Raw genomic sequence first — 25,405 nt, 5'->3', positions numbered from 1 at the left:
TCTTAAATGCTCAAAAAGAGATAGTTGGACAATTTGTCCACTATTAACAAAGCCATTTTGATCCCGATCATGTAATGAAAAAGTAAACATATCAAAAATCACACCCAGACAGAAATCTTGATGCATATCAACTTTAATGAGTCAGTTGCGACCTACACTCATAGGCGTGATTTGTGTGAGTTAAAAGCTATTACATTCTTATAAATAAAAGGTTCAACCATGGACACACATGCAGCCCTTTACGAGCAAGGACGGCAACGGCTGGAGAAATTGCGTCAGCTGCCCGCCCGCCAGGACAAATCTTTACAGGAACGTATGCTGGATCACGGCCTGACCCGCCGTGACTTTATGAAGTGGAGTGCATCGGTTACCGCTATGCTGGCGTTACCCTTGCCCTTCTCAAACCTGGTGGCCGAGGCTGCCGAACTGGCCGATCGGGTACCTCTGATTTGGTTGCATCTGGCCGAGTGCACAGGTTGCTCCGAATCTCTGGTACGTGCCGACACGCCGAATCTGGATTCGTTGATCTTCGATCATATCTCGCTGGAATACCACGAGACCCTGATGGCTGCTGCCGGCTGGCAAGCAGAAGAGAATCTGGAGCACGCCCTCGAAGCCTACAAAGGCAACTACCTGCTGGCGGTTGAAGGGGCTGTGCCAACGGCCAACAACGGCGCCTTCTTAACGGTCGGCTGTAAGGGCCACACCGGGCTTGAAATCATCAAGCACGCCGCCGAAGGTGCTGCCGCGATAATTTCTGTGGGTACCTGTGCCTCCTTCGGCGGGGTTCAGGCGGCAGCGCCCAACCCAACCGGTGCCAAGGGCGTCCATGAAGTGGTCAACAAGACGGTCATCAACCTGGGTGGCTGCCCACCGAGTGAAAAGAATATTGTCGGCACCCTGATGTACTTCATCATGTTTGGCAAGCTCCCTGCCCTGGACATGTTCAATCGGCCCAAGTGGGCCTATGGTGCCAGGGTGCACGACAATTGCGAGCGCCGTGGCCGTTTCGACGCCGGTGAATTTGTCGAGGAATTCGGCGATACCGGTGCCAAAGAGGGCTATTGCCTCTACAAGGTAGGCTGTAAGGGCCCTTACACCTACAACAACTGCCCGACCGAGCGCTTCAATCACCATACCAGTTGGCCTGTGCTGGCCGGTCATGGCTGCATGGGCTGCTCCGAGCCCAACTTCTGGGATGACATGGCTGACTTTGAAAAACCTCTTGGCAGACAACTGCTGCATGGCCTGGATGCCACCGCCGATACCATAGGCGCTGTCATTCTCGGTGCCACTGTGGTGGGTATCGGCGCCCATGCGGTTGCCAGTCTGTTTGCCGGTTCGAAGGAGGATTAATCAATGAACCAACGTGTAGTCATAGATCCCATTACCCGTATCGAAGGCCACCTGCGTGTTGAGGTGGAAGTCGATGAAAACAATGTGGTGCAAAAAGCCTGGTCCTCCTCCACCCTGTGGCGCGGTATTGAGGTGATCCTCAAGGGCCGTACGCCTATGGATGTGGGCCTTATCGTGCAGCGGATCTGCGGTGTGTGTACCTATTCCCACTATCGCTGCGGCACAGAAGCGGTGGAAAATGCCCTCGGGATGAAAATTCCGCTCAACGCCCGCTATCTGCGCTCCTTGATGCACACTTCACTGTTTATGCACGACCATATAGTGCATTTCTATCATCTGCATGGTCTGGACTGGGTGGATGTGGTTTCCGCTCTCAGTGCCGATCCCGCCAAGGCGGCTCAAGTAGCACTCAAGTACACAGACAAGCCGATTGCCGCCGGTGAAGGTGAACTCAGGGCCGTTCAGGAGAGAGTCAAAGGCTTTGTCGAAACCGGCAAGCTTGGGCCTTTCGCCAACGCCTATTGGGGTAACGGTACTTATAAATTCACCCCAGAGCAGAACCTGATTGCCCTGTCGCACTATCTCAAGGCACTGGAAGTACAGCGGGTTGCGGCAGAGATGATGGCGATTTTCGGCGGCAAGCAGCCTCACCCTCAGTCTCTGGTGGTCGGCGGTGTTACCTCGGTGCGTGACATGCTGAGCCCGGCAAGATTACAGGAGTGGAAACAAAAACATGCCATTGTGGCTGACTTTATCGAGCGTGGTTACAAGGCCGATATCGTGATGGCGGCCGAAGCCTTCGGCGGTGAAGCCTCGGTACTGGGCGGCGTTAACATCAAGAGCTTTATGGCCACCAATGACTTTGTCACAGCCGATGGTGAATATCTGTTTGAACAAGGGGTTATCCTCAAGGGCGATCTGGCCGGTGTCAGCGATATCAACCCGGATCTGATTGCCGAAGATGTCACCCACGCCTGGTACAAGGCCGACAAGCCGCAACACCCTTACGATGGCACCACAATTCCTGATTACACCGGCTTTGTAGAGCGCGACACGGTTTACGGCAAACTGCCGACCCTGGATGGTGACAACAAATACAGCTGGGTGAAATCCCCCCGTTACCAAGGTGAACCTGTGGAAGTGGGCCCACTCGCCTGCCTGCTGGTGAACTATGCCAGAGGCAATCAAGTGGTAGTCGATGCCGTCAATGGTTTGCTGCAACGTACAGGCTTGCCGATTGAAGCCCTGTTCACCACCCTTGGCCGCACCGCGGCGCGTATGTTGCAAACCTCGATTGTGGCCAAAGAGGGATTGCGCACCTTCGACGCCCTGCTGACCAATATCCAGAGTGACGACAGCACTTATATCAAGCCTGAGCTCGACAGCAACAAAGAGTATGTCGGCCACGCCATGATTGAAGCTCCCCGCGGTATGCTGAGTCACTGGATCCGCATCAAGGGGGGACTGGTGGAAAACTATCAGGCCGTGGTGCCCACCACCTGGAACGCAGGGCCAGTGGATGCCAAGGGACAGATGGGACCTTATGAGGCATCACTGATAGGCTTGAAACTTGAAGATCCCGCCAAGCCGCTGGAAGTGATCCGCATTATTCACTCTTTCGATCCCTGTATGGCCTGCGCCGTACACGTGATGGATTACAAGGGGCAATCCTTGGGCGAATTCCGTATCGATCCCAATGCCCGCTAAGGAGGAAGCGTCATGGCTACATCGAGTGTTTCCTATAAACAGGAGATAGTATTCAGCGCCGCGATCCGGATATTTCACTGGCTCAGAGCGTTGGCGATTTTGGTACTTGTGATGACAGGCTTTTATATCGCCTGGCCATTTCTGGTGGCGCCCGAGTCCAGTGATGTGTTGGTGCAAGGCTGGATCCGCTTTGCCCACCTGATCTTCGGCTTTATCCTCTGTGCCATTACTCTGGCCCGAGCTTATCTGTTCTTCTTCAGCAAGAGCGATATTGAGCGGCGCTCGTTTCGGGATGTGATGAGCTTGAAGAGTTGGATAGTTCAGCTCAAGTCCTATCTGTGGATGGGTAAGCTGAACAAGGCCGGTGTCTATGGCCCACTGCAGTTTATGACGTATCTGGCAGTGTCTGTAATGGCTGCGGTGATCTGTATTACCGGGCTGGTACTCTATGCCAACGTCTACCATCAAGGTATGGGCGGCTGGCTGTGGGATATCTCCGGCTGGATCACGGCGCAGATGGGTGGCCTGGCCATGGTCAGGATCTGGCACCATTATCTGACCTGGGCCTTTGTCATCTTCGTGGTTATCCACGTTTATATGGCAGTCTGGACAGGTATCCGCTTCAAACATAACTCAGTGGACTCTATTGTCTCAGGTTATGACTATCACCCGGACAAGCACTAGAGGTCAGATGAAGATATTGCTGCTGGGTATTGGCAATGTCCTGTACGCCGATGAAGGTATCGGCGTACATTTTGTCAATTACCTCAATGAAAACTATCAATTTACTCACCCAAGCTACCAGCTCGATCTCCTCGACGGCGGCACCTTGGCACAGGGGCTTACCCCCATCATTGCCAAGTACGACGCTTTGCTCTTGGTCGATACAGTCAATGCCGCAGGCGCCAAACCCGGCGAAGTCTATTTCTTCGACTTCGATAAGGCTCCGCCTGAAATCGATTGGCAAGGCAGCGCCCATGAAGTGGAAATGCTGCAAACCCTGATCATGATGGAGATGCTTGGCGACAGGCCCCACACCATGGTGCTTGGCATCACCCCAACCGTGATTGAACCCATGACGCTTGGGCTCACACCGCAAATTGCCGCCGCCGTGCCCTTGATGGAAACCACGCTTATCAACTATCTGCAGCACCTTGGCTGGCAATGCCAAAAAACCGGTAACACTGACATAGAAGCCCTTATTCCCCACTCCTATCGCCCAAAGCTATCTGTAGCAGCAAAGGTCGATGAAGAAGACAAACTGCCGGAAACATCCCATGAAACTCGTTAGATTCGAATTTGACTGCGCCTCGCAGCAGCCTTGGTATGGGCATTTATGTAACCAATATCTTAATTACGATAAGCTGAATATCACTGTCGCCCTGTTGCCGTTGAAATCCGCGGCCAAGCAAAGCACTGCTGCCGCCCTAGAGCACAATCATCAGGCGCCAAAGATCATCTGGCGATATATTCTCGAAGCCGAGGGGAGCCAGAGTGAGCTTGAGCAGCTCGCCGATGAGATTGCGGGTGATTTTCTCTTGAGCACCAGCTTGCTGGACTCACGTATTTTACTGGCAGAGGAAAGACTCGGCGCCGCCACGCCACTGGCTTTAGCCGACGTACTTCCCAATTCAACCACTCGGCCGAGCCTGGCGTTTTGTCAGTACTGCCAGCCTCGTTTGGGCGATAACCAACACCCTGATTTTGCCAATATCCGTTTGCCCTGCCCCCACTGCCTTGGCGAAGAGGCGGTATTGGCTGAGCCGGAACTCTGCGCCCTGCAACCAAGCGATATCCGCGCCATGGCCGAGCAACTGCTTGAGGGCAAATCGCTCACGCTCACCGACAGCGGCAATCGGCGCCTAAAACTGAGTCGCAAACAAGATGATATGCCTCAGGGCATACCCAGCGGCCAAACACTTATCTGCTGCAATCCCAATAGCCTCAACGCCCACTTCCTGCTGACCGATGCCGAAGTGCTGGCGCTTTCTTCGATGGAAAAACCTGCGCTGCAATTAAGACCCTGCTCGCAGCACCCCAGGCTCACACAACCCTTGTACTCAGTGGCGTTTGCCGATAGCAGACTGCTGCTGATCATCTGCGAGTATTTGCGTATCAAGGGCTGCGATTATCTGTTTGCGGTCGAGTTATCCCAGCCATCCCGTGTGGAGCTATGCTGGATAGCCGGTCACTATCTGCCGCTCTATACTCACCAGGCGCGGCTGAGTAAGGCAAGCTCAGGCCATGCCTTGCCGGAAACCCTGCACGATGAGGCAAGGTTCGGCAAATCAGTGGCGACCGTTCAAAGCCTAGGCACCCCAAAAGAGCCGCAAATTGTATTGAGAGCCGCCACGGAAAATGACGCGAATATCTGGCAAGTGACCACCGTTCACGGCGCCGAATGCGCCTTCAACGCGCTGCTGGCCGAATTCTCAGGTATAAAAAAAGCCGCACTGCTCTATTTCAGTGGCTCGAATCCATCTCAGATACGCTATCTGGATAAGGACGGCAAACAAGAGTGCTTCTTTGAGCTGACTCAACTGCCCGCCAGTGGCTATGAGATAGTGCATGCACTGGAGCAAAGCCCGCAGCGCACTGTGGTGCAAAAATTCAAAAGCCAATTCCCCGAGTGTTATAACCGCCTGCTGGATTTTGGCAGTCAGCAGCCATCCGCCTTCCCCGGGTTGGATGCGCTATGGGCCGTTATCGCCATCATCAGTGGGCTTGGTCAGCAGGGTCAGTCGGCCACTGAGCTTAAAGATGCCTTTATCGCCGCCGCCATGAGTTACAAGGGCGCCAACGCACCGCGAATCGATTACCCCTTGGCCAAGGGCGAAGCGGTGCGCGGCCTTAACTGGTGCAAAACGCTGGGCACTGTCATGAGTTTCCGCCTCGCCGGTGACACAGATGCCGCCAAGCTCTGCTTCGCCGCCCAGGACTCTCTGGCTGACTATCTGGCCAACTGGGTCGAGCATCTGGATCTCAGCGTTGGTATAGATTGTGTGTTTCTGGCCGGCAGCGCCATGGCCAACCCGGTTCTGAGCAAGAGAATCGCCATCCGCATCGGCAAAAACTTCCCGCTGGCGGCCAGTCAACTGCTCGATCTCGATGGCGCCCTGCTCGCCGCCGGCGCACTTTGGCTCAGGCAAAGGAGGCGCTGATGACAGCGCTTGTTGCCCAAAGCTTCAATATCAAAGGCATAGTCCAGGGGGTGGGTTTTCGCCCCTGGATTTTCCAGTTGGCAAAACGCTTTCAGCTCACGGGCCATGTGCTCAACGATGGCCAGGGCGTCAGCATATTGGTGCAAGGCCCGGAGATGGCGCTGGCAGGCTTTCGAGCCGCGCTCGATACCGAGCGCCCGCCGCTGTGCCGCATTGATGAGCTCACCGTCAGCCATGCCCAAGTGCAGGACTTACAAGATTTCACCATAGCGCACAGCAGTGCGGGGCAAACGGCGGCCATAGTCACTGTGGGCAGCGACAAGAGCAGCTGCGATGCCTGTCTGGCAGAGATCCGCGATCCCAACAATCGCCACTTCGGTTACCCCTTCACCAACTGCACCCACTGCGGCCCCAGATACACCATTATCCGCAACCTGCCCTACGACAGACACAATACCGCCATGGCGGGCTTTGCCCTTTGTGATGCCTGTCGCCAGGCCTATGAAGACCCTATGGACAGGCGCTATCACGCCCAGCCGGTCAGTTGCCCAAAATGCGGGCCCGAGCTGACACTGCGTGGCGCAGGCGGCGAAATCCTCGCCAAGAGAGAGCAAGCGCTGGCGCAAACCATTGCCCTTATCAAACAGGGCAAAATCCTCGCCATCAAGGGTCTAGGCGGCTTTCATCTGATCTGCGATGCCGGTAATCATGACGCAGTCACTGAACTTAGGCGCCGCAAGTGCCGCCCGGCCAAGCCGCTGGCACTGATGATGCCCTCAGTCGAGTTCGCCAAACAATATGCCGAAGGCTCGAGCGCCGAGTGGCAACTGCTCAGTAGTCAGGAGCGGCCGATTGTGCTTATGGCCAAGAAGCAACGCCAGGCTGACGCTCCGGCACTCAGCAGCGCCATAGCGCCGGATATCGATCGGCTGGGTTTGTTCCTGCCTTATACGCCGCTGCATACTCTGCTGCTCGATGGCCTGCAGCGGCCGCTGGTGGCCACCAGTGCCAACCGCTCCGGCGAGCCAATTATCACAGACGGCGACGAGGTGCTACGGCAACTCGGCAAACCACCTCTGGCTGTGGTCGATGCAATACTGGATCATAACCGCCCCATCATCAACGGCTGTGACGACTCTGTGGTGCAGATGCTGGATGATGAACTGCAAGTACTGCGTCTCGCCCGCGGTTATGCACCGCTGAGCCTTCCAAGCAAAAGCTTGGCTAGCATGAACACAGCAAGCAAGAGCTTGGCGAGTAAGGACTCTGGAGACAACAGCTCCAACAAGCTGCCGTCACTGCTGGCCGTGGGCCCACAACAGAAAAACACCCTGGCGCTCAATATCGGTAATCAGCTCTATCTCAGCCCCCATATAGGCGATCTTTTCAGTGTTGAGGCAGAAGGCTATTTCGAGCGCACTTTGCAGAATTTCCATCGCCTGTACCGCTTTGAGCCCGAGGCCATCATCCGCGATAAACACCCCGACTACGCGTCCAGCCGCTGGGCCGAGCGTCAAAGTACTCGGCAGCTTGAGGTGCAGCATCACTTCGCCCATCTGCTGGCGGTGATGGCAGCCAATGATTACAGCGGCAAGGTGCTGGGCTTCAGCTTTGATGGCACAGGGCTTGGAGATGACAACCAGCTCTGGGGCGGCGAACTGCTGCTGGCCGACTGTCAGGGATTTCAGCGTCTGGCAACCCTGAGCCCGATGACACTGCTCGGAGGCGAGCAGGCCATTCGCGAGCCTTGGCGCCTGCTCTATAGCCTGCTGTTGCAAAACCATGACATTGAAGAGTTGCAGCAATTGGCGGTCTTTGCTGCCGAGCCTGCTGCCAAGCTGGCCAACCTTGGCAAGCTCGCCAGCCGTGGCATAGGTCCCAAGAGCCACTCCATCGGCCGTTTATTCGATGCCGCCGCCGCGCTGCTGGCGAACTTGAGACTCAGCCAATATGAAGGCCAGGCCGGGATTATCCTGGAAACCCTTGCCCGCAGAGCCATTGCCGCCGGGAAACAGCAAAGCGCCGAGAAGCTTGGCTTAGAGCTGAAGCTTGAACATGAGCTCGAACATGAGCTCGAACCAACAAACTCTCGCACCGAGCTGGTGTTTGGGCAGTGGCAAAGCGCGCCGTTATTTTCGGCGCTGCTGCAAGCCTGGCGCACCGAGCCGGACAGTGAACTGCTGGCGCTGGCCTTTATTCAGGCCATAGGCAAAGGGATTTTCGCCGCGGCGCTCAAGGCCCGTAACTGGCTCAAGGCCGAAGGAATAGACGAGCTGCCGCTGGTACTGAGCGGCGGCGTGTTTCAAAGTAGGCTTCTCAGTGAATACTGCCACCGGGAACTCGCCCGGCTTGAATTTCACCGCTTGAAACCCGGCCTGGTGCCGGTCAATGATGGCGGTATCGCCCTCGGGCAGCTCTGGTATGGATTGCATCAACCCGGGCTCACACAGAGCCTGACCGAACGTTGAAATTACTGATTGATATCAAGGCATCTGCCGCCAAAGCGGCGCATGCTCAGATTAAGGAACCAAAGGGAGTTCATTATGTGTAAAGATTGCGGATGTTCACTGCCCAGGGGCAACGGCGGGCATCATTCTCACGAGCATGGTCATTCTCACAGTCACGATCACAAGCACGGTCACAGTCACTCTCATGGCCATTCCCATGAGCACTCTCACAGCCATTCTCACAGCCAAGGCACAGCACACACCAACCCACAGCTGAACGACAGCAAGACACTGTCGGTGATCCACAAGATCCTCGACAAAAACGACATCGAAGCTCAGCACAACCGTGAACACTTCGAATCCCACGGGGTGATGGCCTTCAATATCATGAGTAGCCCCGGCAGTGGCAAAACCAGCCTGCTGGAGCATCTTGGTGCCTATACAGACAAAAAATACTGCGTCATTGAGGGCGATCTGGAAACCTCGCGGGATGCCGACCGCCTCAAGGCCAAGGGCATAGAAGCGATTCAGATCCAAACCGGCAGCGCCTGCCACCTGGATGCCTTTATGGTGCACGGTGCCCTGCACCAGCAAGCGCTCGACAACATGGATATCTGCTTTGTCGAGAACGTCGGCAACCTGGTGTGCCCGGCCAGTTATGATGTCGGCACCCACAAAAATATTGTGCTGGTTTCCATCCCCGAGGGCGACGACAAGATTGAAAAATATCCTGTGATGTTCCACCGCGCCGATCTGGTGCTGCTGACCAAGTGCGATCTGCTGCCCTACTTTGACTTTGATGTCGCCGAGGCCCGCGCCCAGGTGAGTAAACTCAACCCCAAGGCCGAGGTATTGGAAGTCTCTACCAAAGATCCCGCCAGTTTGACCCGGGTCGCCCTGTGGCTGGATAAGCAGCTCGCCGCCTTTGCCGAGCGCACTTCGGAGGCTTGCTGATGTGTTTGTCTATCCCATCCCAGGTAGTGGAGCTGCACCCCGAAAGCCAGAGCGTTACCGTGGAAACCCTGGGGGTTAAACGCACTGTGAGCTGTCATCTGTTGGATGAACCGCTTGCCATTGGTGACTATGTGCTTATCCATATCGGCTTTGTGATGAACAAGATAGATGCCGAATCTGCCGCCGAGAGCCTGGCGCTGTACCGTGAGATAGCGGCCAAACTGGAGGCGGAAGATGGCAGAGCTTGAACTCAGGCAACTGTACGACGGCTTTCGCTGCCCGGCCACGATCCGTAATCTGGCCGAGGAAATCGCCGCGCTGGCTCCCAAGCTGGCTGAGCCGCTTAATATCATGGAGGTCTGCGGCGGCCACACCCACACCATAATGAAATATGGCCTGCTGCAGCTGCTGCCGGAAAATATCCATTTCATTCATGGCCCGGGTTGCCCGGTATGTGTCATGCCCAAGGAGAGGATAGATCAGGCCGCCGCCCTCGCCCGCCTCGATGATGTGATCCTGGTGACCCTGGGCGATATGATCCGGGTTCCCGGCTCCAAGGGTTCACTCGCCTCGGTGCGCGCCGAAGGCCATGATATCCGCGCCGTCTACGCTCCGCTCGATGCGCTGAAAATCGCCGCAGAAAACCCGGACAAGACCATAGTCTATTTTGCCATCGGCTTTGAAACCTCCACGCCGATGACGGCGGTACTACTGGAGCAAGCCGAAGCCAAGGGTCTTAGTAACCTCTTGTTTCATATCAACCATGTGCTGGTACCACCGGCAATAGATGCGGTAATGAGCCACCCCGAGGCCAAGGTCAACGCCTTTATCGGCCCGGCCCACGTCAGCGTTATCAGCGGCGCCCGCATCTATCGTCCGGCGGTGGAGCGTTATCACACCCCTGTGGTGGTCTCGGGCTTCGAGCCTGTGGATGTCATGCAATCCATTCTCGCGCTGGTCAAACAGAAAGTCAGCGGCCGCTGTGAACTGGAAAACCAGTATCAACGCGCCGTCAGCGAACAGGGCAATCTATTGGCGCAGCAAAAGGTAGCGCAATTTTTTAAGGTTCGCCCCAGTTTTCGTTGGCGCGGCCTTGGGCCCATTGCCGACTCGGCACTGATGCTGAAACCCGAATACAGTCACAGGGATGCCGAACAACGCTTTGCCGAGCGCTTGCCGGTGAAACAGATAGACGATCACAAGGCCTGCCAATGCGGCGATATTCTGCGCGGCATGGCCAATCCCAAGGATTGCAAAGTATTTGGCCGCGGCTGCACCCCACAAACACCGCTCGGCAGTTGCATGGTCAGCTCTGAAGGCGCCTGCAATGCCTATTACAGATATGCCGGAGTAAACTGATGTCCGATAAACGAGTACAACTGAGCCATGGCGGCGGTGGCCGGGAAATGGCCGAGCTTATCAACAAGCTGTTTTTCGATGCCTTCGACAACCCCATTCTCAGACGCGAAGAAGACGCCGCCTGTCTACCTCTTGGCGGCGATTGCGCCTTTACCACAGACTCATTTACCGTAGCGCCGCTGTTCTTCAAAGGCGGCGACATCGGCAAGCTGGCCATTGCCGGCACAGTCAACGACTTAGCTATGATGGGCGCCGAGCCGCAATATTTAAGCTGCGGTTTTATCATAGAAGAAGGCTTTGAAATCAGCCGTCTGAAACAGATAGTCGCCAGCATGGCCGATGCCCTGTCTCAATGCGGAGCCCGCATCGTCTGCGGCGATACCAAGGTAGTGCCCAAAGGCTGCGCCGACGGCATTTTCATCAATACCTCAGGGGTAGGCCGCATTCTCAAGCCGGGCATTTCGGCTCATGCGCTAAGAAACGGCGATGCCATCTTGCTTTCGCGGGACATAGGGCGTCACGGCGCCGCCATCCTGAGTGCCCGTGAAGGGCTGGAGCTGGAGTCTGAACTCAGCTCCGACTGCGCCGTGCTCTGGAATGTGGTGGAGCAACTGATCGCCGCCAATCTGGAGATCCACGCCATGCGTGACGCCACCCGCGGCGGCTTGTCGGCCGTGCTCAACGAGTGGGCCAAGGCCTCTAACAAGGGCATTACCCTCAGAGAAACCGCCATTCCCGTCTGTGATGAGGTACGCGGCGTCTGTGAACTCTACGGTTTTGAGCCCTGGGATCTCGCCAACGAAGGCAGCTTTGTCGTCGCCCTGCCCCGCGAACTCGCCGAAGGCGCGGTCGAAATCATGCGCCGCTTCGGTCATTGCGACCAGGCCTGCATCATAGGCGAAGTAGGCGAACAACATCCGGGTAAAGTGGTACTGGAATCGGCCTGGGGCAGTCGCCGCTATTTGGATCTGCCACAGGGCGAGCTGTTGCCGAGGATCTGTTGATGCACGAGTATTCTATCGTCAGCGCCCTGATGGAGCAGTGCCAGCAACTCGCCGCCGAGCACGGCGCCAAGGGCATTGCCCGGGTCGCCATCAAGATAGGCGCCATGAGCGGCGTCGAGCCTGAGTTGGTTCGCACCGCCTTCAACACCTTTCGTGAGCACAGCGTCTGCCACGATGCCGTGCTCGATATCGACATAGCGCCGCTGACGCTCTCCTGCAATCAGTGCCGGCAGCAAAGTACCCCTGAGGAACGCACCGTCATCTGCCCCCACTGCCACAGCCAGGATACCCGGGTCATAGACGGTGAAGATATGCTATTGATGCAACTCGAGTTAATCACAGATTAATCCAGCCCAGGCAAAGCGGCGCCGCTATCTGTGTTGAGCTACACGCTGTAAAACTTAGGGCCAAAGGCTATCGCGTTCGGTAATGCCTTTGGCCATATATCTTTGGCCTTTTCATCACTCCTTCCCCATTACTGTCTTACCGTCAGTAAAAGCCTTTAGAGTCTCATTTCTAAACCATGGCTGCACTTGCGGCTTGTTTCGCCAAGCCAACTTGGTTATTCTAATGATAATTCAATTAGTTATAAAAACAGCCAATACAGGGATGGCTGGCATCATTTCGCCTTCAGGCAAATTCAGGGACGAAGTCAGTTTCGTGCCCGTGCGGTAGCTATGGCGGAAACTTTATAGCAGATAGTTATTTAAGCGCAGACGCGACGCCCTTAATCTACGCGATTAAACTCATTCCTCGCCTGTGATTCTAGCGTGTGAACGGCTTCATGGCCGAGTACTACTTGTTTAAATATGGAGGAGACATGAAAATAAAAAAACTAGTTAATCTTAATCAGGTAAATTGTCCTGATTGTAGCACTCAGATGCCTTCGATAAGAATTCCTGATAACTTCCAACAACTTATATGGGGCGGTTGGGTATGCCCTAAATGTAAATGCGAAATGGATAAGCACGGAAATAAGTTACAAGATTCGAATAAATAGATTTTGCGCGTCATTTCTGTAGTATCAAATTAAAAGCTATAAAGGTAGATGTGTTAAATAATTAGTATATTTTAGGCCTAAAATCGTACATGTACGTTTAGTGTCAGGATTCTGGCCAAACTGTAACAATGCAAACTTACACTCCTCCGAGAATCGAATACGTATGTGTACAATATTATGAAGCTATTGGGATTAACGGTTGGTGAGATAATCGGCGCAATAATTGGGTGGGCGTTTCCTATCGGACTAGATAAGTTGTTCGGTATATCATAGTGCTACATAGTGGGTGAAATCGTATAGCAAAGCTCAAGCTGGATTCGCCAAGCATGCCATTTCTACTATGCGTTGATTTTAGTGATTAGGATGGAATGCGGCGGTATCGGTATTACGTTGCTTACTCCTTAACAGGGCGTTGATATGATTTAATTTACCGAAAGCTCGAGTGTTAGTGAGCAAAGTACCGTAGTAGTTGCACAACTTCGGTAGACTAGTCAAAACCCTAGTCACGTCATTGATTTACTTATGCACGTCCAACCCAATAATAAGCGTGTTAGCTTTAGACATGTCGGCCTCCTATAATTGTTCGCCTATTGGGTCAACAAATAGTATGGCTCTGACTCAATTCATCCGTAAGAAACACGGCAACTGACACTTGCTTGCATAGGGAATCATTATATTTATTGCTATTAAGGAATAGTTTTGAGTATATAGTCAACACCTTAAAACCGTTATTTACTGAATTAGCAAACAATATATTTAAAGCGCGTATACACCTTTCAACTGCCAAAAGTAGAAATTATGCAATGGTCAAAACTTAAAAAGCGAGTTGAAGAAAATTTTGCTGAATCCATCAAAGGCAGAATTGAAATATTTACAACTTCTTATCGACGACAAGGTGAAGTTGCTCGAAGTTGGGTTGTCATTGATGGCAAGCAAGGCATAAGTCTTACTGATTATGAGTCTTGGTCGGAACAAGGGGCATATTTTCATGAGTTAACCCCAACAGATTGCCTGAAACATAAATCAGTAGATGGCTTAGAAAGAACTGTGGGGAGTTTATATGAAGCAGGTGAATTCAGCAGTTATGACTTCAAAATTATATGTTTCGAGTCATTGAGCCTATCCGCTCATGATTGTATTAAATCTGAACATCCGCTATTGCGTGTCATAGGTGTTCTTCATCGTAAACTAGGTAAGGCTAAGGTCAATGAAATGCTAAAGGACCCTCATCCAATGGTTATTTACTTTGCAGATTTTCGTATAAAGGCAGAGGCAGCTGACCTTTCCCAAAAATTTAAAGCTATTTCCGGATAACAAGCTAGATACCTCCCTTAAAAACCAGGAAACTTCATGATTGATTTCACCTCTCTACCAGATGAAAACACAAAACGATTTGTCGCCGTACTAAATAAAAAAGTTGATATGGGGCGCCTGTACAATGCGCTGGGTCATATGACAGCCGGACTGGTCGCTGAAGTAAATGACTTAGACAGACTCTGTTTTCTGCAATATCGGGATAAGGAAGAAGGTATTCATCCATCAATATCCCATTATCCATTTATCGTTCTTAAGGCTGACAATTCGAACAAGATCAGAAAAGTCCGTGAAGAACTCCTGCAACGAAATATCCCATTCACTGACTTTACAAACACCATGATAGTAGGAACATCCGCCGAGCAGGTAAAAGCAACGGCTGAAACATCCGAGCAAGATCTGGAATACTTTGGTATTTGTATGTTCGGTGATACGACTGTGCTTAAAGAGTTTACCGGTAAGTTCAGTTTATTCAAATAGTAGGACCGCAGATATGGAGCGCTATACTACAATCTTCAGATTCCGAGGCAGATAAAATCAATGAATTAGCCGACAATGAGGGCAACTTTTATCGGGAATACTGTGTTTTGATTGCCCTATATGAGGCCGCAAGCGAGAGCATAGAAAACAATACAGCAATATATTTTTTCTAAGTTTAGTATTGCATCTAAGAGATAATCCCCCACAACCCTATTGAGCTATTTTTGATAGTGATCGATTGCAAATAGATGTTCAAATTAAGACGGCAGGTTAAATATAAACATCTATTTGAACATATAAAAGTAAAAGATAATAAGATACATTTTTTGGACTGATATTTTCGATAACAAATGAAGTCAAAATTTATTAAAAGGAGGTAATATAGTGACAGAAGTAAACCAAGAGATATTATGGGATAACGTATATGACGCTAGAACGGCTGTATTCGAAAAGAAATTCGGTCTGTTCCCAGATGAGATCCTTAAACTGGGTCATATGACAGGTGTATGGCCAGGTGGTGGCTTGTTTAAGTCTAAAGCCAGCGAATTGGGTGACGACCTATGGCTTTACACCACTTTTGGTTTAACCAACCCGGATATGCCAACCCAGTACTTGCCCCAAAACATTAATCAAACAGATGGTAACATTGAGCTGACTCTGACAAAAAAAGAAACAGTTCCTGTCTATCCTGAGCGGCCGGGTTATGGATACGAAATTATAGTAATTACCCAAGGCGAGGCAGATTGGCCACTAGGTTTGTTGCAATGGGCCGTCAATGCGGAAATGCTTAACGATGCAGACCTTTTGGGAAGAGTCAAAAAGTACAACGGCCTAACTATTGAAGATGTCATGGTGGGAGACGGCGATTACGTCAATGTACTTATTACCCAGGCACACAGTCCGCTGCCAGGTAGCTTCACATTACCTAATGGTGAAGGCCAACTACTGATAGCGACTGTGATTACTGACGATGAGATGGCCTGGTCAATGAAAAACGGTCGAGACAAGCTGTTAGCCAAACTCCTTGCATCGAACGATAAGCAAGTCAGTGTCATTAACAGACCTTCGGTGTTAAATCCCGCTTCCATTAACTACTCGGACATAGACAATCGAGAACAGGCAGAAGAGCTCGCAGCTCAAGGTATGTTACGAAAAACCTATCTCTTCCCATTGGAGTTTGGTGGTCAGGACGACCCAATGAATGTGGTCTATCTACCAAAGACGGCCTCACTGAGCAAAAAAGTGTTCGATCAACAGGTCATGGAGCTGGCCCAGCAAGGAAACATAAGTAACTACTCGGCCTCACCGAATTATCAAGCAGATAGTTTTATACCGGAAAGTATCGACATTGTAGCTGATGGCGAAGCCGGGATATCAACTAGAATTGAAGTGTGGTAATAGGTAGCTCTGGCTTTATTTGACTCTTGACACAAGTCGGTTAACAGCCCAGCTACCCGCACTGAAAGTAATTAAGGTGTTCTCATTGAGATACATTGAGGACACCTTATTAACAGCCTGTGCTTGTTGTCAGTGTACCTACTGCGAATGAAGCTTGAGCCTTGAGCCCCGAGGCGCTTGCAGAAGCACAGATGACTGTATCATTGAAATCCAAAGTTAGAATAATTTAGCATTGCCACCAATAGTTGCCAAGTTAAAGATGCTGCTATATTTCACTATCCATATATCATAAAGAAAAACCATGAATAACGAACAATTAATTAACGCTATCAGAAAGAAGCTGATAAATTAAAGTGCTATAGCTATGATGACATGTGGTACGATGTTATTTCCACGCAAGTACTAGCTGACTTTGAGTATTTACTAAACAACTACCCGTTTAAAAACAATGAAGAAAAGAAGGTTATCTTTCTTCAACTATTGATGAGTGATATAGAACATTATTTAAAGGAAGACTGCATTGGAGCATTCCTGAATAAATTCCACCCTGAACAGCTCAAAGTTGATTTCCCTGAAGGGATATTCACAATAATACAGTATGAGAACAGTTTTTATGTTTTCAAAAAACTCGTTGAGAATAAATTTCCGCTAGATCACAACTTGTTCCTACTTATGGGCTGCCGAAATAATCAGAAAGAGTATCTCGAATTTATCACTCAGCATTTTACTGTAACTGATGAGATCTTGGAGCAAGCGCTAGATCAGATCATAAACTCAGATTCTTTTGGTGAATCCAGCACAGATGCAACTCAAATTTACTTGATAAAGTACCTGCTAGAAATGTTGAATGTAAATTGCAAGCTACCAGGAACGTCCGACCATGATTAGTTATATCAAGAGTGCTTCGAAAATGTTCCTCCTGCAGCTAAATACTTCTACACTGATGATTTTGATATAGCAATTCTTTATGATCAAGAGTATTGGGAATATATCTCTGAAAACTACCTGGAAGATGAAGACTATGAAAGCCTCTACCTTGCAGCTCTTGATGATATAAAAAACAGTAACCTGGATATAGATTTTGAGCAGATGCAAGCTATATTCATCGATTTGAACATGCCGGCTGCGGCGCAAATATTTTCTCATTAGACAATTGTCAAAGAGGCGCGTTCATATCAGTAAGCAGAGAGCCATTGTTTATTTGGCTCAATTAGATCTATCTTGGAAACGAACTCAACATGAACAACAAGTATAGAGCTCCAGCGAGCAAGTGCAATGGCCTCCCTAAAGGTCTGAAGCTGCTAGTTCCTTTTATGCTCCTTATATCGACTCCCTGTACCAAAGCACATGCCGCTGATTGGTATTGCTTCGTGTCTCAAGATGAACCCCATCCAATATACTTGGCTTTTTCCTTTAGCGATGAAGAGAGTAAAGAGTCCCTGGTTTGGTATAAAAATAGCTCAGATGTCATCAAGCTTGAGCAAACGAGTCTTGAAGGCATAGAAATCACCGAAGGGAGACCCTATGAATATACCTATAAATACCTGGAAAAGATCGATGGAATAACATCTGGAAACTATACCATTGTTGTTCAAGGGGCAAATTTTTACCGTTTTGAATATAAACCGAAAAATAAAAATAAGGTTTATGAATTCAACATGGACCCTGAATCCCAGTTGGACGATACTTGCGTCTGGCAATAACCCTTCATTCAGGGTTTCTTTGGCCGTAACAGTAAGTTAATAAAGATAAATCAAGTCAAAGGCTGTACTTACTAGCTATCCTATCAAGCCAACCTATTGCTGCTGAGATTCTAACCTCTTCTAATGCAACACCAGGAACAACAATAATATCGCTCCGGCACTAAATAGATTGGTTTTCCAGAACGAATCTTTGGCAAGAGTGTGCCTAATCAGTACACCACTCCCCCTCAGCCAACCTGCCCAGCAACCGGCTATCAGTGCTTGTAGCATTAAAATAGTCCCCACCACCATATAGGTCAGATCCAACCAACCCTTGGATGGAAACATAGAAGGCAACAGGAGTAATCCAACAATGCCCGCCAAGGCAGCCCAACTGCAACCCACCAGCAATGCCAACAGAGAAGATAATAAAAATCCCTTTAATCCTTGCATCACACTCTCCTTGTTTTCGATGAAATGGCTTCCCTACCCGTAAACCTTTACTATTTTTTATCTATCCCTATGGTGAGAGTCAAGGTGAGTGACGACGTTAAACCTCAGCACAGTTTACCCGCCTATGGAAAAGCTGATCTGAACAATACCTGAAAAAAACATAAGAGAAATTATGCGTTGACTCACGCAGTTACTTCAATCCCAGTTGCTGGCGACCAGTTTGATTGAGATAAGGCGCCACGTCACTCAAAGGTAAAAAGAATTCATTTTCGCAGCCATTACCGCGAGGATATTCCCAGAATCTGAGCCCATCCAGCCCATCCTGGGTTTCCAGAGTTAAGTGGTAATAGCCCTTTGCACCATATTCTGTACTACCACAATCGAACTCGGGATCTTCCTCTTGTGCACCAGTTGGGAACCATTTGGCCTGCAGCCCAGATGGCAACTGATGTGTCTGCTTATCGGGGTCAGTATCGTAAAACCATTGCCAAGGGTGAAAACGCTCACCTGTATTAAGATCAAAATTGGTAAAGTTAATCGATATTCCGCTGGCGCCATGCCCTGCGGCCCAACGGTAGAATCTGACACTGAGCCAGGTGTCGTTAGCAAAACTCAGCTCTACAGCGGTTTCGTCGCTGAAAGCTGTGCCCATGCGCCCGAGAAAGTCTCTGCGAGTTTCGTAATAGAGTTCAAGCAACTCAACGCTGGTAAGGCGTTGTTTAAGCCAATGATTGATTTTATTCAGCCCGGCTTGCGCGCCCCGAAGTTCAAGCCCCATCTCACCACCGTAGGTAAGCTCACGAAATTCCAAGGCGTTGTTGAAACTTTGCCAGGCACCGCGCTTTATTTGGGGCCGGGTTTCCAAGGCCTGATTATAGGCTTCGCTGCTGCAGTCTGTTGCGCCATCGGCGGCAGTGACTCGGCTGAGGCTGATAGGTAAGGTTTTATCCCTTTGCGCCAGATACCAAGTGCCCTGTAACTGATCATCTTGAAGAGAGAGTCGCCAACGACCGCTGTCATCTTGCTCCTGGAAATGGTTGTCTTTGAATTCCAGGCTGATAGGCGTCAAGTATTTCAAATAATAATAGCTACCTGAATCGCCATATTCGTTAATGCAGGCGCGGATCTGCGTCTTTCCCAAAGTGCCCTGCCATACACCGGCCATAAGCCTGCTCTCTTGCTTGGTCATGCCATCTTGACTGGCATAGGCGCAGGTGCTGGCCATTAACAACGCAGAAGCATAAACAAAGGTTTTGACTGCCATCCCTGTTTCCTTATCCTGATGATCGAAAGCTGGCAGCCTAGGGGATGATTCGATGAAAAGCAATGGCCTGCACCTGGCATTCAAGCAAAATGCGAACCCGAGCAAGCGGCGCACGCTTGCGCTTAACTCCCCGTGCTGACAGGCACTCACAAGGTGATAGGACTTGAAAGTGCCTGCTTCGAACTATTTAGGTTATTGCAGACCGGCCTCGAAAGTGAGGAAAATTTCACTGACTGTCTTATCCGCAAGACGAGTGTCGGCGTTAGGTTGCTCGAATGATGCATGCAACATATAGCGGCCGGCGCTGGGCAGTTCAAAACTCACCTTGCCTTCTTTGTCTGAGGTCAGCGTCAATTCCTGTTTCTGGTTACGGTAAAGCGTGCCTTCCTTCACAATCGCAACTTCCACACCGGCAATCACTTTACCCTGGAAATAGAATTGCAGCTCAGTGGGTTCCTGCTCGACTATGTCAGCCGGATGGGTCAAGGGTTTGAGTTCCAGGTATTCCCCTTTCACTTCAAAAGCCTTGTCACTTGGCTTGTTGAGGGTGACATAGGACTCGACCCGTGAGAAATACAGCGCCCCTTCGAGATCGTACGCCCCTTTGGGCATCATCGCCTTGGTGGTTTGCTTGTCAGTACGGCTACGGACGCTGTCTTGCTGGCCCTTGAGCTTATAGCGCGACATATATCTTGGCTGGGTCTCTTTCTCGAATCTGTAGGTGCCGTCTTCGGTCAGGCGATAGTCAAACACAGACTTACGGCTGCCGCGATAGCTCGAGGATGGTCGCTCCTTGGTGCCGGACGGAGTAACGATTTGCACATCTTCAGAGCCAAAAGGTTTGTCAAACAGGAAGACTTCGTTACTGGCGCTGACATCTGAAGTGATCCACACACCTTTGCCGGGATCGGCAGAGACATTAAACTGGCTGGGCAGTATAAATCTGTCATGGGCCTGCGCCGTTTGTGCCAACAGACAGGCCCCCAGGGCCAACAAGAGTTTGCTTGTTTTCATCATCTTTTACTCCACTAGGTATTGAAGGCTAATCGTGCCGGTTTCTATGGTGGGCGCTATTTCAGCTTTGAAAGGCTTGCCGTCGAGCTGAAATTTGTGTCGTACCAAATCCCGGCCACCGTGCTCTCGTACCACTTCCACCAGCAAGGTATATTTGCCGTTGGCAACCTGGCCCCCTTGGTCATCTTTGAGGTCCCAGCTGATGGGATACTTGCCCGCAGGCCGTGTTGCCGACGCAATGGCATCGACAAAGTTCATGTCATCCCGCCCGGCCTTGCGCCACCAGCGACGAATGTCTTTCAGCCACTTGTACCCCTCGCCTTCCTGCATAACCCAAAGGCTCAAAGTTCGCACGCTCTGCCCTTTGGCATCTTCCACCCACACGGCTGTGTAAGGCCTGTGGTATTGGCCCGTGGTGATTTCCGGCAGTGTCAGATTAATCTCCAGCGAATCGGCTTGGGCCTGCCCCAGGGTTAAGCTGCTACTCAGTAATACCGCCAAGGACAGAGACAATCTGGTTTTCAAAGGTTTGCCACTCATACATTCTCCATTCACAACACACCAAAGGTAGGGGGTACTAATTCATGCTTTGCCGTCTGTCACTTTGAACTCAGGGAACAAACAGCAGATAGATAAGGGCACAGGCACTGCTGACACCGACCATGGCCAGTAAGGATTTTTTCAATCTACGGCTCTGAGGCAACAGCAGGAAAGCACCGGTCAGGGAAAACAGGATGATGAGAATTGAACAAAGATCCAGCAGCCAGACCCACAGGGTGCCGCTGTTACGCCCCTTATGCAGATCATTGAGTACTGCGATAAGACCATAATCTATCTGCTCGACATAGGCTTTCCCGTCCAGCAGATCCAGGGTAATGCTCTGATAGCGCCCCGGCCCCTTGTGCACCAGCGCCACTTCATCTTCACTGAACTCGGCACTGTGACCATCCACTCCCCAGTGGCTACTGAGCCAATGCGCAGTGGCTTCGCGCCAATCCGGGTCTTCACTATTCACCGGCAACAAAAATCCCGGCAGGGCTTCTTCCGATGCCAGGCTTTCTCCGCCCTGGCGGATAAACCAATCCGGATGATTGAGAGTGATACCGGTAAAGGCAAAGAACAGCATCAACAGCAGCAGTGCCATGGAAACATAGATATGAACGACGCGGGCGAAATGGAGCGATGACTTGCTGACTCTGAACTTCAATTAAGGTTTCCACATAGCGCAGGCCGCCAGTGGGCTGCCTGTTAATTGACTGTTATTGGCCAATACTAAATAACAATCATTCTTGCCTTAATGCTATTTACCTTATTTACACTTGCCGGACGTTGCCCAGTCGACATAGCAAACCCGGGCCTCTCCCAAGTCACTGAGGAAGTTGAGCCAGTATATTTGGTGATCGGCCAACTTATCGCCCGGGCCTTTGACTTCAAGCCAACTGATGCGCCCTTCGGCGTCAAATAACACAAGATCCGGATGGCCACTGCGGTAATGCTTGAGATCGCCAAGCATACGTTCAAATACCTGAGCGAGCCTGGCGCCGGAAAGTGCCGCCAGCGTCAGTTCCAGCGCCTGTTGCGGCAGGTTTTCCCAGTAAACCCAATCATTTGCCAGTCCTTGCTTTTGCTCAAAATGGCGCCAAATAACAGCGCCAGGCTCCCGAGCGATTTCATCAAGACGCGCCGTGATGGCCTCTTGACGCCGACTGACAAACTCCTCGGTGAACATATCCCGTGGGCTGCGCTGAAATGGGTTATCGAATACCGCCTTAACAGGGGCAAAAATAATGTCCCAAAAGGCGAGCCCAAAGAGGCCACAAAGCAAGGCATTCTCGAGAAAAAACGCCCGGTAACCGAGCGCTTCAAAGTGCGCAGCGACACGCAATTCAACTCGCTCACCATTGGGTGTGAGTTGCAGAGCTATCGCTGGCGGCACACTCAGTCTACCCGGTACATTTTCATTCAGCTCTGGCAGTCTTAACATCAAAGAATCAAGCGCCAAGGAATCAGGCGCTTCACTATGGCCTGATGGTGAGGCAAACTTGCTGTCTTTGCCATTTGGCAATTTTTTAAGCAGGCGTTTGCCAATACGTTCTATGATTTGCCACTGACTCTCATTACCGGCAAGGTCGCAAAGGTGCAGCAGCGCATGAGTCAGAGCCCGCCACTGAGCCTGTTTTTCCAGGCAGCGGCACAGGCGTTCCCTTGCTAGCCAATGTTCGCACTGCGAATAGACACTGATGGCAAGAGTAGTTTGCCCTTGCCTTTCGGCTTCGCGGCCTATCAGAGTCAGTAGTTTTTGCCGGCGCCGCTCGAGTAAGGGGTTAGCCTCGGGCATCGCTGAAATGGCATTAAGCTGTTCAAGCAGCAATGGAATATCCAGCGGCTGTTTGGCTAGTATCGCCTCTTCTATCTGCTGACTCATATGGCCAAATGCCAACGCGGCGTTAAGCTGCTCTGAGCTGTCATAGGCGCGGTGGGCCTTGTCCAGCACAGTGACTTCAAAGCGCTGCAAGCCCAGATCGCTGAGCACAAACTGGCTCAGATCCTGATAACGGTTGCCAAAATAGAGCAGCAATAGGCCATCGAGAAGCCGCTGGCATTTAAGCTCAATCCATTCTATGCCCAGCTCAGAGTTCAGTTCGCCAATCAATAACTGTGAGTCTTGGGGCCCGAGCGCCAGCAAGGTACGTTTCAGCGTCTCCTTTGAGGCACCATTTATGCTTTTACCTAGATGCTGCGCAATATCGACCAGCCCCCCAAGACTATTCTCGCCCTCCGAGGCTCGACTCTGTTGCAGTTTGAGAAGCGCCCGGCGCAGCTCTGTGAGGGTAACCCCTTTGAGCCAGGTTTCAGTATTTGGCAATGATAAGCTGATAAGCTCCGCTTGCTCAAGCCCCTTTATCGCTGGCTCCAGGCCCCCTATTTCCGGGTAGTTAAGCTTATCGGTGCGAAACCACTCGCCCTTGCGGGACAAGAGACGCACCAGCAACATCCGCGAAGGCTTGGAACAGGCAAGGTACGCCGCGCGTAACCTGGCAAGCTCGCTTGGCAAAATATCCAGATAGCGGCGGCTACCCTCCAGCAAGAGTTCAAAATTGCTCAGGTAATAATCGCTTGCAAGTTCAAGAGTGGCCGGTTTCACTAAGGTTTTTGCCGCTAAGGTTTTTGCCGCTAAGGTTTCTGCCATTAGGGAGCTTCGCCTGATTTCACGGTTTTCAGTTGTTCAACCGGCATGGGGCGGGCGAAATAGTATCCCTGCAGCAGGAATATACCGCGCTTTTTGAGGTACTCCACCTGCTCTGCGGTCTCCACGCCTTCGACTATCATCTCAAGCTCTGACTCCATACCAAAGGCGATAATGGCATCCAGCACACCACGCTTGAGATCATTGGTGCCTATGGTATCGGTAAACATCTTATCTATCTTGATGCTGTCGATCCCCAAGGCTTGAATATACTTAAAGCCGCCATATCCGGTGCCGAAGTCATCAATTTTAAAGCTGTATCCCCTCTCTGTCAGCCTGGCGATTTCCTGCTTGGCGGCGTCAATGTCGGCAATGGGCAAGCGTTCGGTGATCTCAAATTTAAGTCTGTCCGGCTCCGGCCAATTATGCTGTTGCAGCACACGACTGACATGAGCCTGCTCCAGATGTTCTGCCACCAGGTTGATACTTACCCAAGTGCCGCTCTCAAGCTCCGGCAGTTGTTGCAGTACCTGCTGCAGCAAAGATTCGGTAATGGGAATGATCAGGCCACAGGCTTCGGCATGCTCTACAAAGGCGGCCGGGGGAATAAACTCCTTGCCCTTCTTCCAGCGCACCAGGACTTCATAACCGACAATTTTGCCCTGATTAATATCGACTATGGGTTGATAGAAAGGGATAAACTCCTGCCGGGCAATTCCCCTTTGGAGCATACTCTTGAGCGAACTGTGGTAACTCAGATAAAGCCAATAAGCCCCGGCCAGCAGCACTCCGAGCAAAATGCTCAAGGGTAAACCGTAAACAAAGATCTTTTCTCTGGCGTAATCATCGAGTTTCTTTCCAAACCAGAGTTTTTGCTCCACCTGATGCTGCGTGTCCATTACACTGAGAAAATGCACATGGGATTCTTTGGGTACCGAGGGATTGCCGCGCTCAAATACCAGCCCTTCGGAGCCTGGAGCATGATGCAGAAACTCTATGTAAAAACAATCGCGGCAGGGAAGATTGATAATTTCACGGATCCAACTGCTGTCCAAAATCCAGTAAGCGGTATTGCCATTACTTCTGAAATAAACCAAGAGTTCCTGCTCGGTGTCATGCATGGCACCTGTGGTGGTTAGGCCAAAGCCCTGCCCTATGGGGGTGTCATTGGGAAGATCCGGCAATAGTAAATCCGAGCCGAGCGAACTGCAGCCCATGCCGGTTTTGGTTTTTATCCCCATCACCCGAAAATAGCGATTGTAGTTTTCAGGTGCCCGCAATAATTTTGCGTCTTTCGGACCACAATCAAAATGAAACTCAGGTACTTGATGGAGAATAATGTCATTGATGGAACGCTGTCTCTGGCTAAGATACTCTTCCATGAGTTTGAACTGATTTTTGACTATCATTGAGGTCACTGGCCTTAGCAATAACTCCGATGACAACAGCAAGAGAACAATAGGTAACAGCAACAGCAGCAAAACCCGTTTGTTCTCGGATACAGCCTTCATGATTATCGTCCTTGTAGAATGTCACTTCCCTTATACCCAGCCAGAGCGCCAGATACAATGACGCAGGCAGCAAATACCCTACGCTGCGGCAAAACCCTTTGCAGCCTGAGCAGG

The 25,405-nt window shown here is 51.0% G+C and carries 23 protein-coding genes; 16 read left to right on the top strand and 7 right to left on the bottom strand.

The features are described 5' to 3' along the window. Positions 1–219 precede the first annotated feature (219 nt). The 16 genes from hyaA to ACMHXI_RS02310 all read left to right on the top strand — a co-directional run bounded on the left by hyaA (position 220) and on the right by ACMHXI_RS02310 (position 17,883). Positions 220–1,356 (top strand): nickel-dependent hydrogenase small subunit, encoded by a 1,137-nt coding sequence (gene hyaA, locus ACMHXI_RS02385; RefSeq protein WP_062793451.1) that lies wholly within the window; start codon positions 220–222, stop codon positions 1,354–1,356. A 3-nt stretch (positions 1,357–1,359) separates the two neighbouring features. Continuing rightward, complete coding sequence (gene hyaB / locus ACMHXI_RS02380) at positions 1,360–3,063, top strand: nickel-dependent hydrogenase large subunit (RefSeq protein ID WP_044734538.1); 1,704 nt, start codon at positions 1,360–1,362, stop codon at positions 3,061–3,063. Between the two features lie 12 nt (positions 3,064–3,075). Further along, on the top strand, positions 3,076–3,747 hold the full coding sequence (cybH, locus tag ACMHXI_RS02375) for a Ni/Fe-hydrogenase, b-type cytochrome subunit (protein ID WP_044734539.1): 672 nt from the start codon (positions 3,076–3,078) through the stop codon (positions 3,745–3,747). Positions 3,748–3,754: 7 nt separating this feature from the next. Next, the gene (locus ACMHXI_RS02370) at positions 3,755–4,354 is read left to right on the top strand and encodes a HyaD/HybD family hydrogenase maturation endopeptidase (RefSeq protein ID WP_413733903.1); all 600 of its coding nucleotides are present in this window, start codon (positions 3,755–3,757) and stop codon (positions 4,352–4,354) included. Continuing rightward, positions 4,341–6,224: a NiFe hydrogenase gene (locus ACMHXI_RS02365; RefSeq protein WP_413733901.1), complete on the top strand. Its 1,884-nt coding sequence runs from the start codon at positions 4,341–4,343 to the stop codon at positions 6,222–6,224. The genes ACMHXI_RS02370 and ACMHXI_RS02365 overlap by 14 nt, the downstream gene beginning before the upstream one ends. Then, on the top strand, positions 6,224–8,692 hold the full coding sequence (hypF, locus tag ACMHXI_RS02360; protein ID WP_101058737.1) for a carbamoyltransferase HypF: 2,469 nt from the start codon (positions 6,224–6,226) through the stop codon (positions 8,690–8,692). Before ACMHXI_RS02365 ends, hypF begins: the two co-directional genes overlap by 1 nt. Positions 8,693–8,767: 75 nt before the next feature. After that, complete coding sequence (hypB, locus tag ACMHXI_RS02355; protein WP_101058736.1) at positions 8,768–9,625, top strand: hydrogenase nickel incorporation protein HypB; 858 nt, start codon at positions 8,768–8,770, stop codon at positions 9,623–9,625. Next, on the top strand, positions 9,625–9,873 hold the full coding sequence (locus tag ACMHXI_RS02350; protein WP_025010286.1) for a HypC/HybG/HupF family hydrogenase formation chaperone: 249 nt from the start codon (positions 9,625–9,627) through the stop codon (positions 9,871–9,873). The genes hypB and ACMHXI_RS02350 overlap by 1 nt, the downstream gene beginning before the upstream one ends. Beyond that, positions 9,860–10,984: a hydrogenase formation protein HypD gene (hypD, locus tag ACMHXI_RS02345; RefSeq protein WP_107111528.1), complete on the top strand. Its 1,125-nt coding sequence runs from the start codon at positions 9,860–9,862 to the stop codon at positions 10,982–10,984. Before ACMHXI_RS02350 ends, hypD begins: the two co-directional genes overlap by 14 nt. Then, a complete protein-coding gene (gene hypE, locus ACMHXI_RS02340) occupies positions 10,984–11,988 on the top strand; it encodes a hydrogenase expression/formation protein HypE (RefSeq protein WP_096141919.1) in 1,005 nt (334 codons plus the stop codon). The genes hypD and hypE overlap by 1 nt, the downstream gene beginning before the upstream one ends. After that, positions 11,988–12,335, top strand: coding sequence for a hydrogenase maturation nickel metallochaperone HypA (gene hypA / locus ACMHXI_RS02335; RefSeq protein ID WP_039035916.1), 348 nt, complete (start codon positions 11,988–11,990; stop codon positions 12,333–12,335). The genes hypE and hypA overlap by 1 nt, the downstream gene beginning before the upstream one ends. Before the next feature lie 1,451 nt (positions 12,336–13,786). Further along, positions 13,787–14,302 carry a hypothetical protein gene (locus ACMHXI_RS02330; protein ID WP_025010283.1) on the top strand — a complete coding sequence of 172 codons (516 nt, stop codon included), beginning with the start codon at positions 13,787–13,789 and terminating at the stop codon, positions 14,300–14,302. A gap of 36 nt (positions 14,303–14,338) precedes the next feature. Then, positions 14,339–14,782: a DUF2000 domain-containing protein gene (locus ACMHXI_RS02325; protein WP_044734545.1), complete on the top strand. Its 444-nt coding sequence runs from the start codon at positions 14,339–14,341 to the stop codon at positions 14,780–14,782. Positions 14,783–15,166: 384 nt separating this feature from the next. Then, entirely contained in the window at positions 15,167–16,180 is a 1,014-nt protein-coding gene (locus tag ACMHXI_RS02320) for a suppressor of fused domain protein (RefSeq protein WP_062793447.1), read from the top strand. A 372-nt stretch (positions 16,181–16,552) separates the two neighbouring features. Next, a complete protein-coding gene (locus ACMHXI_RS02315; protein WP_101096802.1) occupies positions 16,553–17,068 on the top strand; it encodes a hypothetical protein in 516 nt (171 codons plus the stop codon). A 482-nt stretch (positions 17,069–17,550) separates the two neighbouring features. Next, the gene (locus tag ACMHXI_RS02310) at positions 17,551–17,883 is read left to right on the top strand and encodes a hypothetical protein (protein WP_208184784.1); all 333 of its coding nucleotides are present in this window, start codon (positions 17,551–17,553) and stop codon (positions 17,881–17,883) included. A 120-nt stretch (positions 17,884–18,003) separates the two neighbouring features. Here the strand turns inward: ACMHXI_RS02310 and ACMHXI_RS02305 are convergent, their stop codons facing one another. The 7 genes from ACMHXI_RS02305 to ACMHXI_RS02275 form a co-directional block, all read right to left on the bottom strand. Further along, positions 18,004–18,315 carry a hypothetical protein gene (locus ACMHXI_RS02305; RefSeq protein WP_025887295.1) on the bottom strand — a complete coding sequence of 104 codons (312 nt, stop codon included), beginning with the start codon at positions 18,313–18,315 and terminating at the stop codon, positions 18,004–18,006. A gap of 190 nt (positions 18,316–18,505) precedes the next feature. Next, a complete protein-coding gene (locus tag ACMHXI_RS02300) occupies positions 18,506–19,579 on the bottom strand; it encodes a hypothetical protein (protein WP_107111534.1) in 1,074 nt (357 codons plus the stop codon). A 192-nt stretch (positions 19,580–19,771) separates the two neighbouring features. Further along, a complete protein-coding gene (locus ACMHXI_RS02295; RefSeq protein ID WP_243882086.1) occupies positions 19,772–20,596 on the bottom strand; it encodes a DUF4198 domain-containing protein in 825 nt (274 codons plus the stop codon). Between the two features lie 3 nt (positions 20,597–20,599). Next, complete coding sequence (locus ACMHXI_RS02290) at positions 20,600–21,133, bottom strand: DUF2271 domain-containing protein (protein WP_025010275.1); 534 nt, start codon at positions 21,131–21,133, stop codon at positions 20,600–20,602. 70 nt (positions 21,134–21,203) lie between these two features. Continuing rightward, positions 21,204–21,737 carry a PepSY-associated TM helix domain-containing protein gene (locus ACMHXI_RS02285; RefSeq protein ID WP_371872579.1) on the bottom strand — a complete coding sequence of 178 codons (534 nt, stop codon included), beginning with the start codon at positions 21,735–21,737 and terminating at the stop codon, positions 21,204–21,206. 165 nt (positions 21,738–21,902) lie between these two features. Next, positions 21,903–23,783, bottom strand: coding sequence for a VRR-NUC domain-containing protein (locus tag ACMHXI_RS02280; RefSeq protein ID WP_144437656.1), 1,881 nt, complete (start codon positions 23,781–23,783; stop codon positions 21,903–21,905). Further along, a complete protein-coding gene (locus tag ACMHXI_RS02275) occupies positions 23,783–25,291 on the bottom strand; it encodes an EAL domain-containing protein (RefSeq protein ID WP_186298646.1) in 1,509 nt (502 codons plus the stop codon). Before ACMHXI_RS02275 ends, ACMHXI_RS02280 begins: the two co-directional genes overlap by 1 nt. Positions 25,292–25,405 lie beyond the last annotated feature (114 nt).

The organism is Shewanella sp. BJSY2023SW005 (genome assembly GCF_047314585.1).
Lineage (GTDB): Bacteria > Pseudomonadota > Gammaproteobacteria > Enterobacterales > Shewanellaceae > Shewanella > Shewanella algae.
The sequence above is the reverse complement of the archived record's forward strand: the minus strand, read 5'-3'. Positions and strand labels throughout refer to the sequence as shown.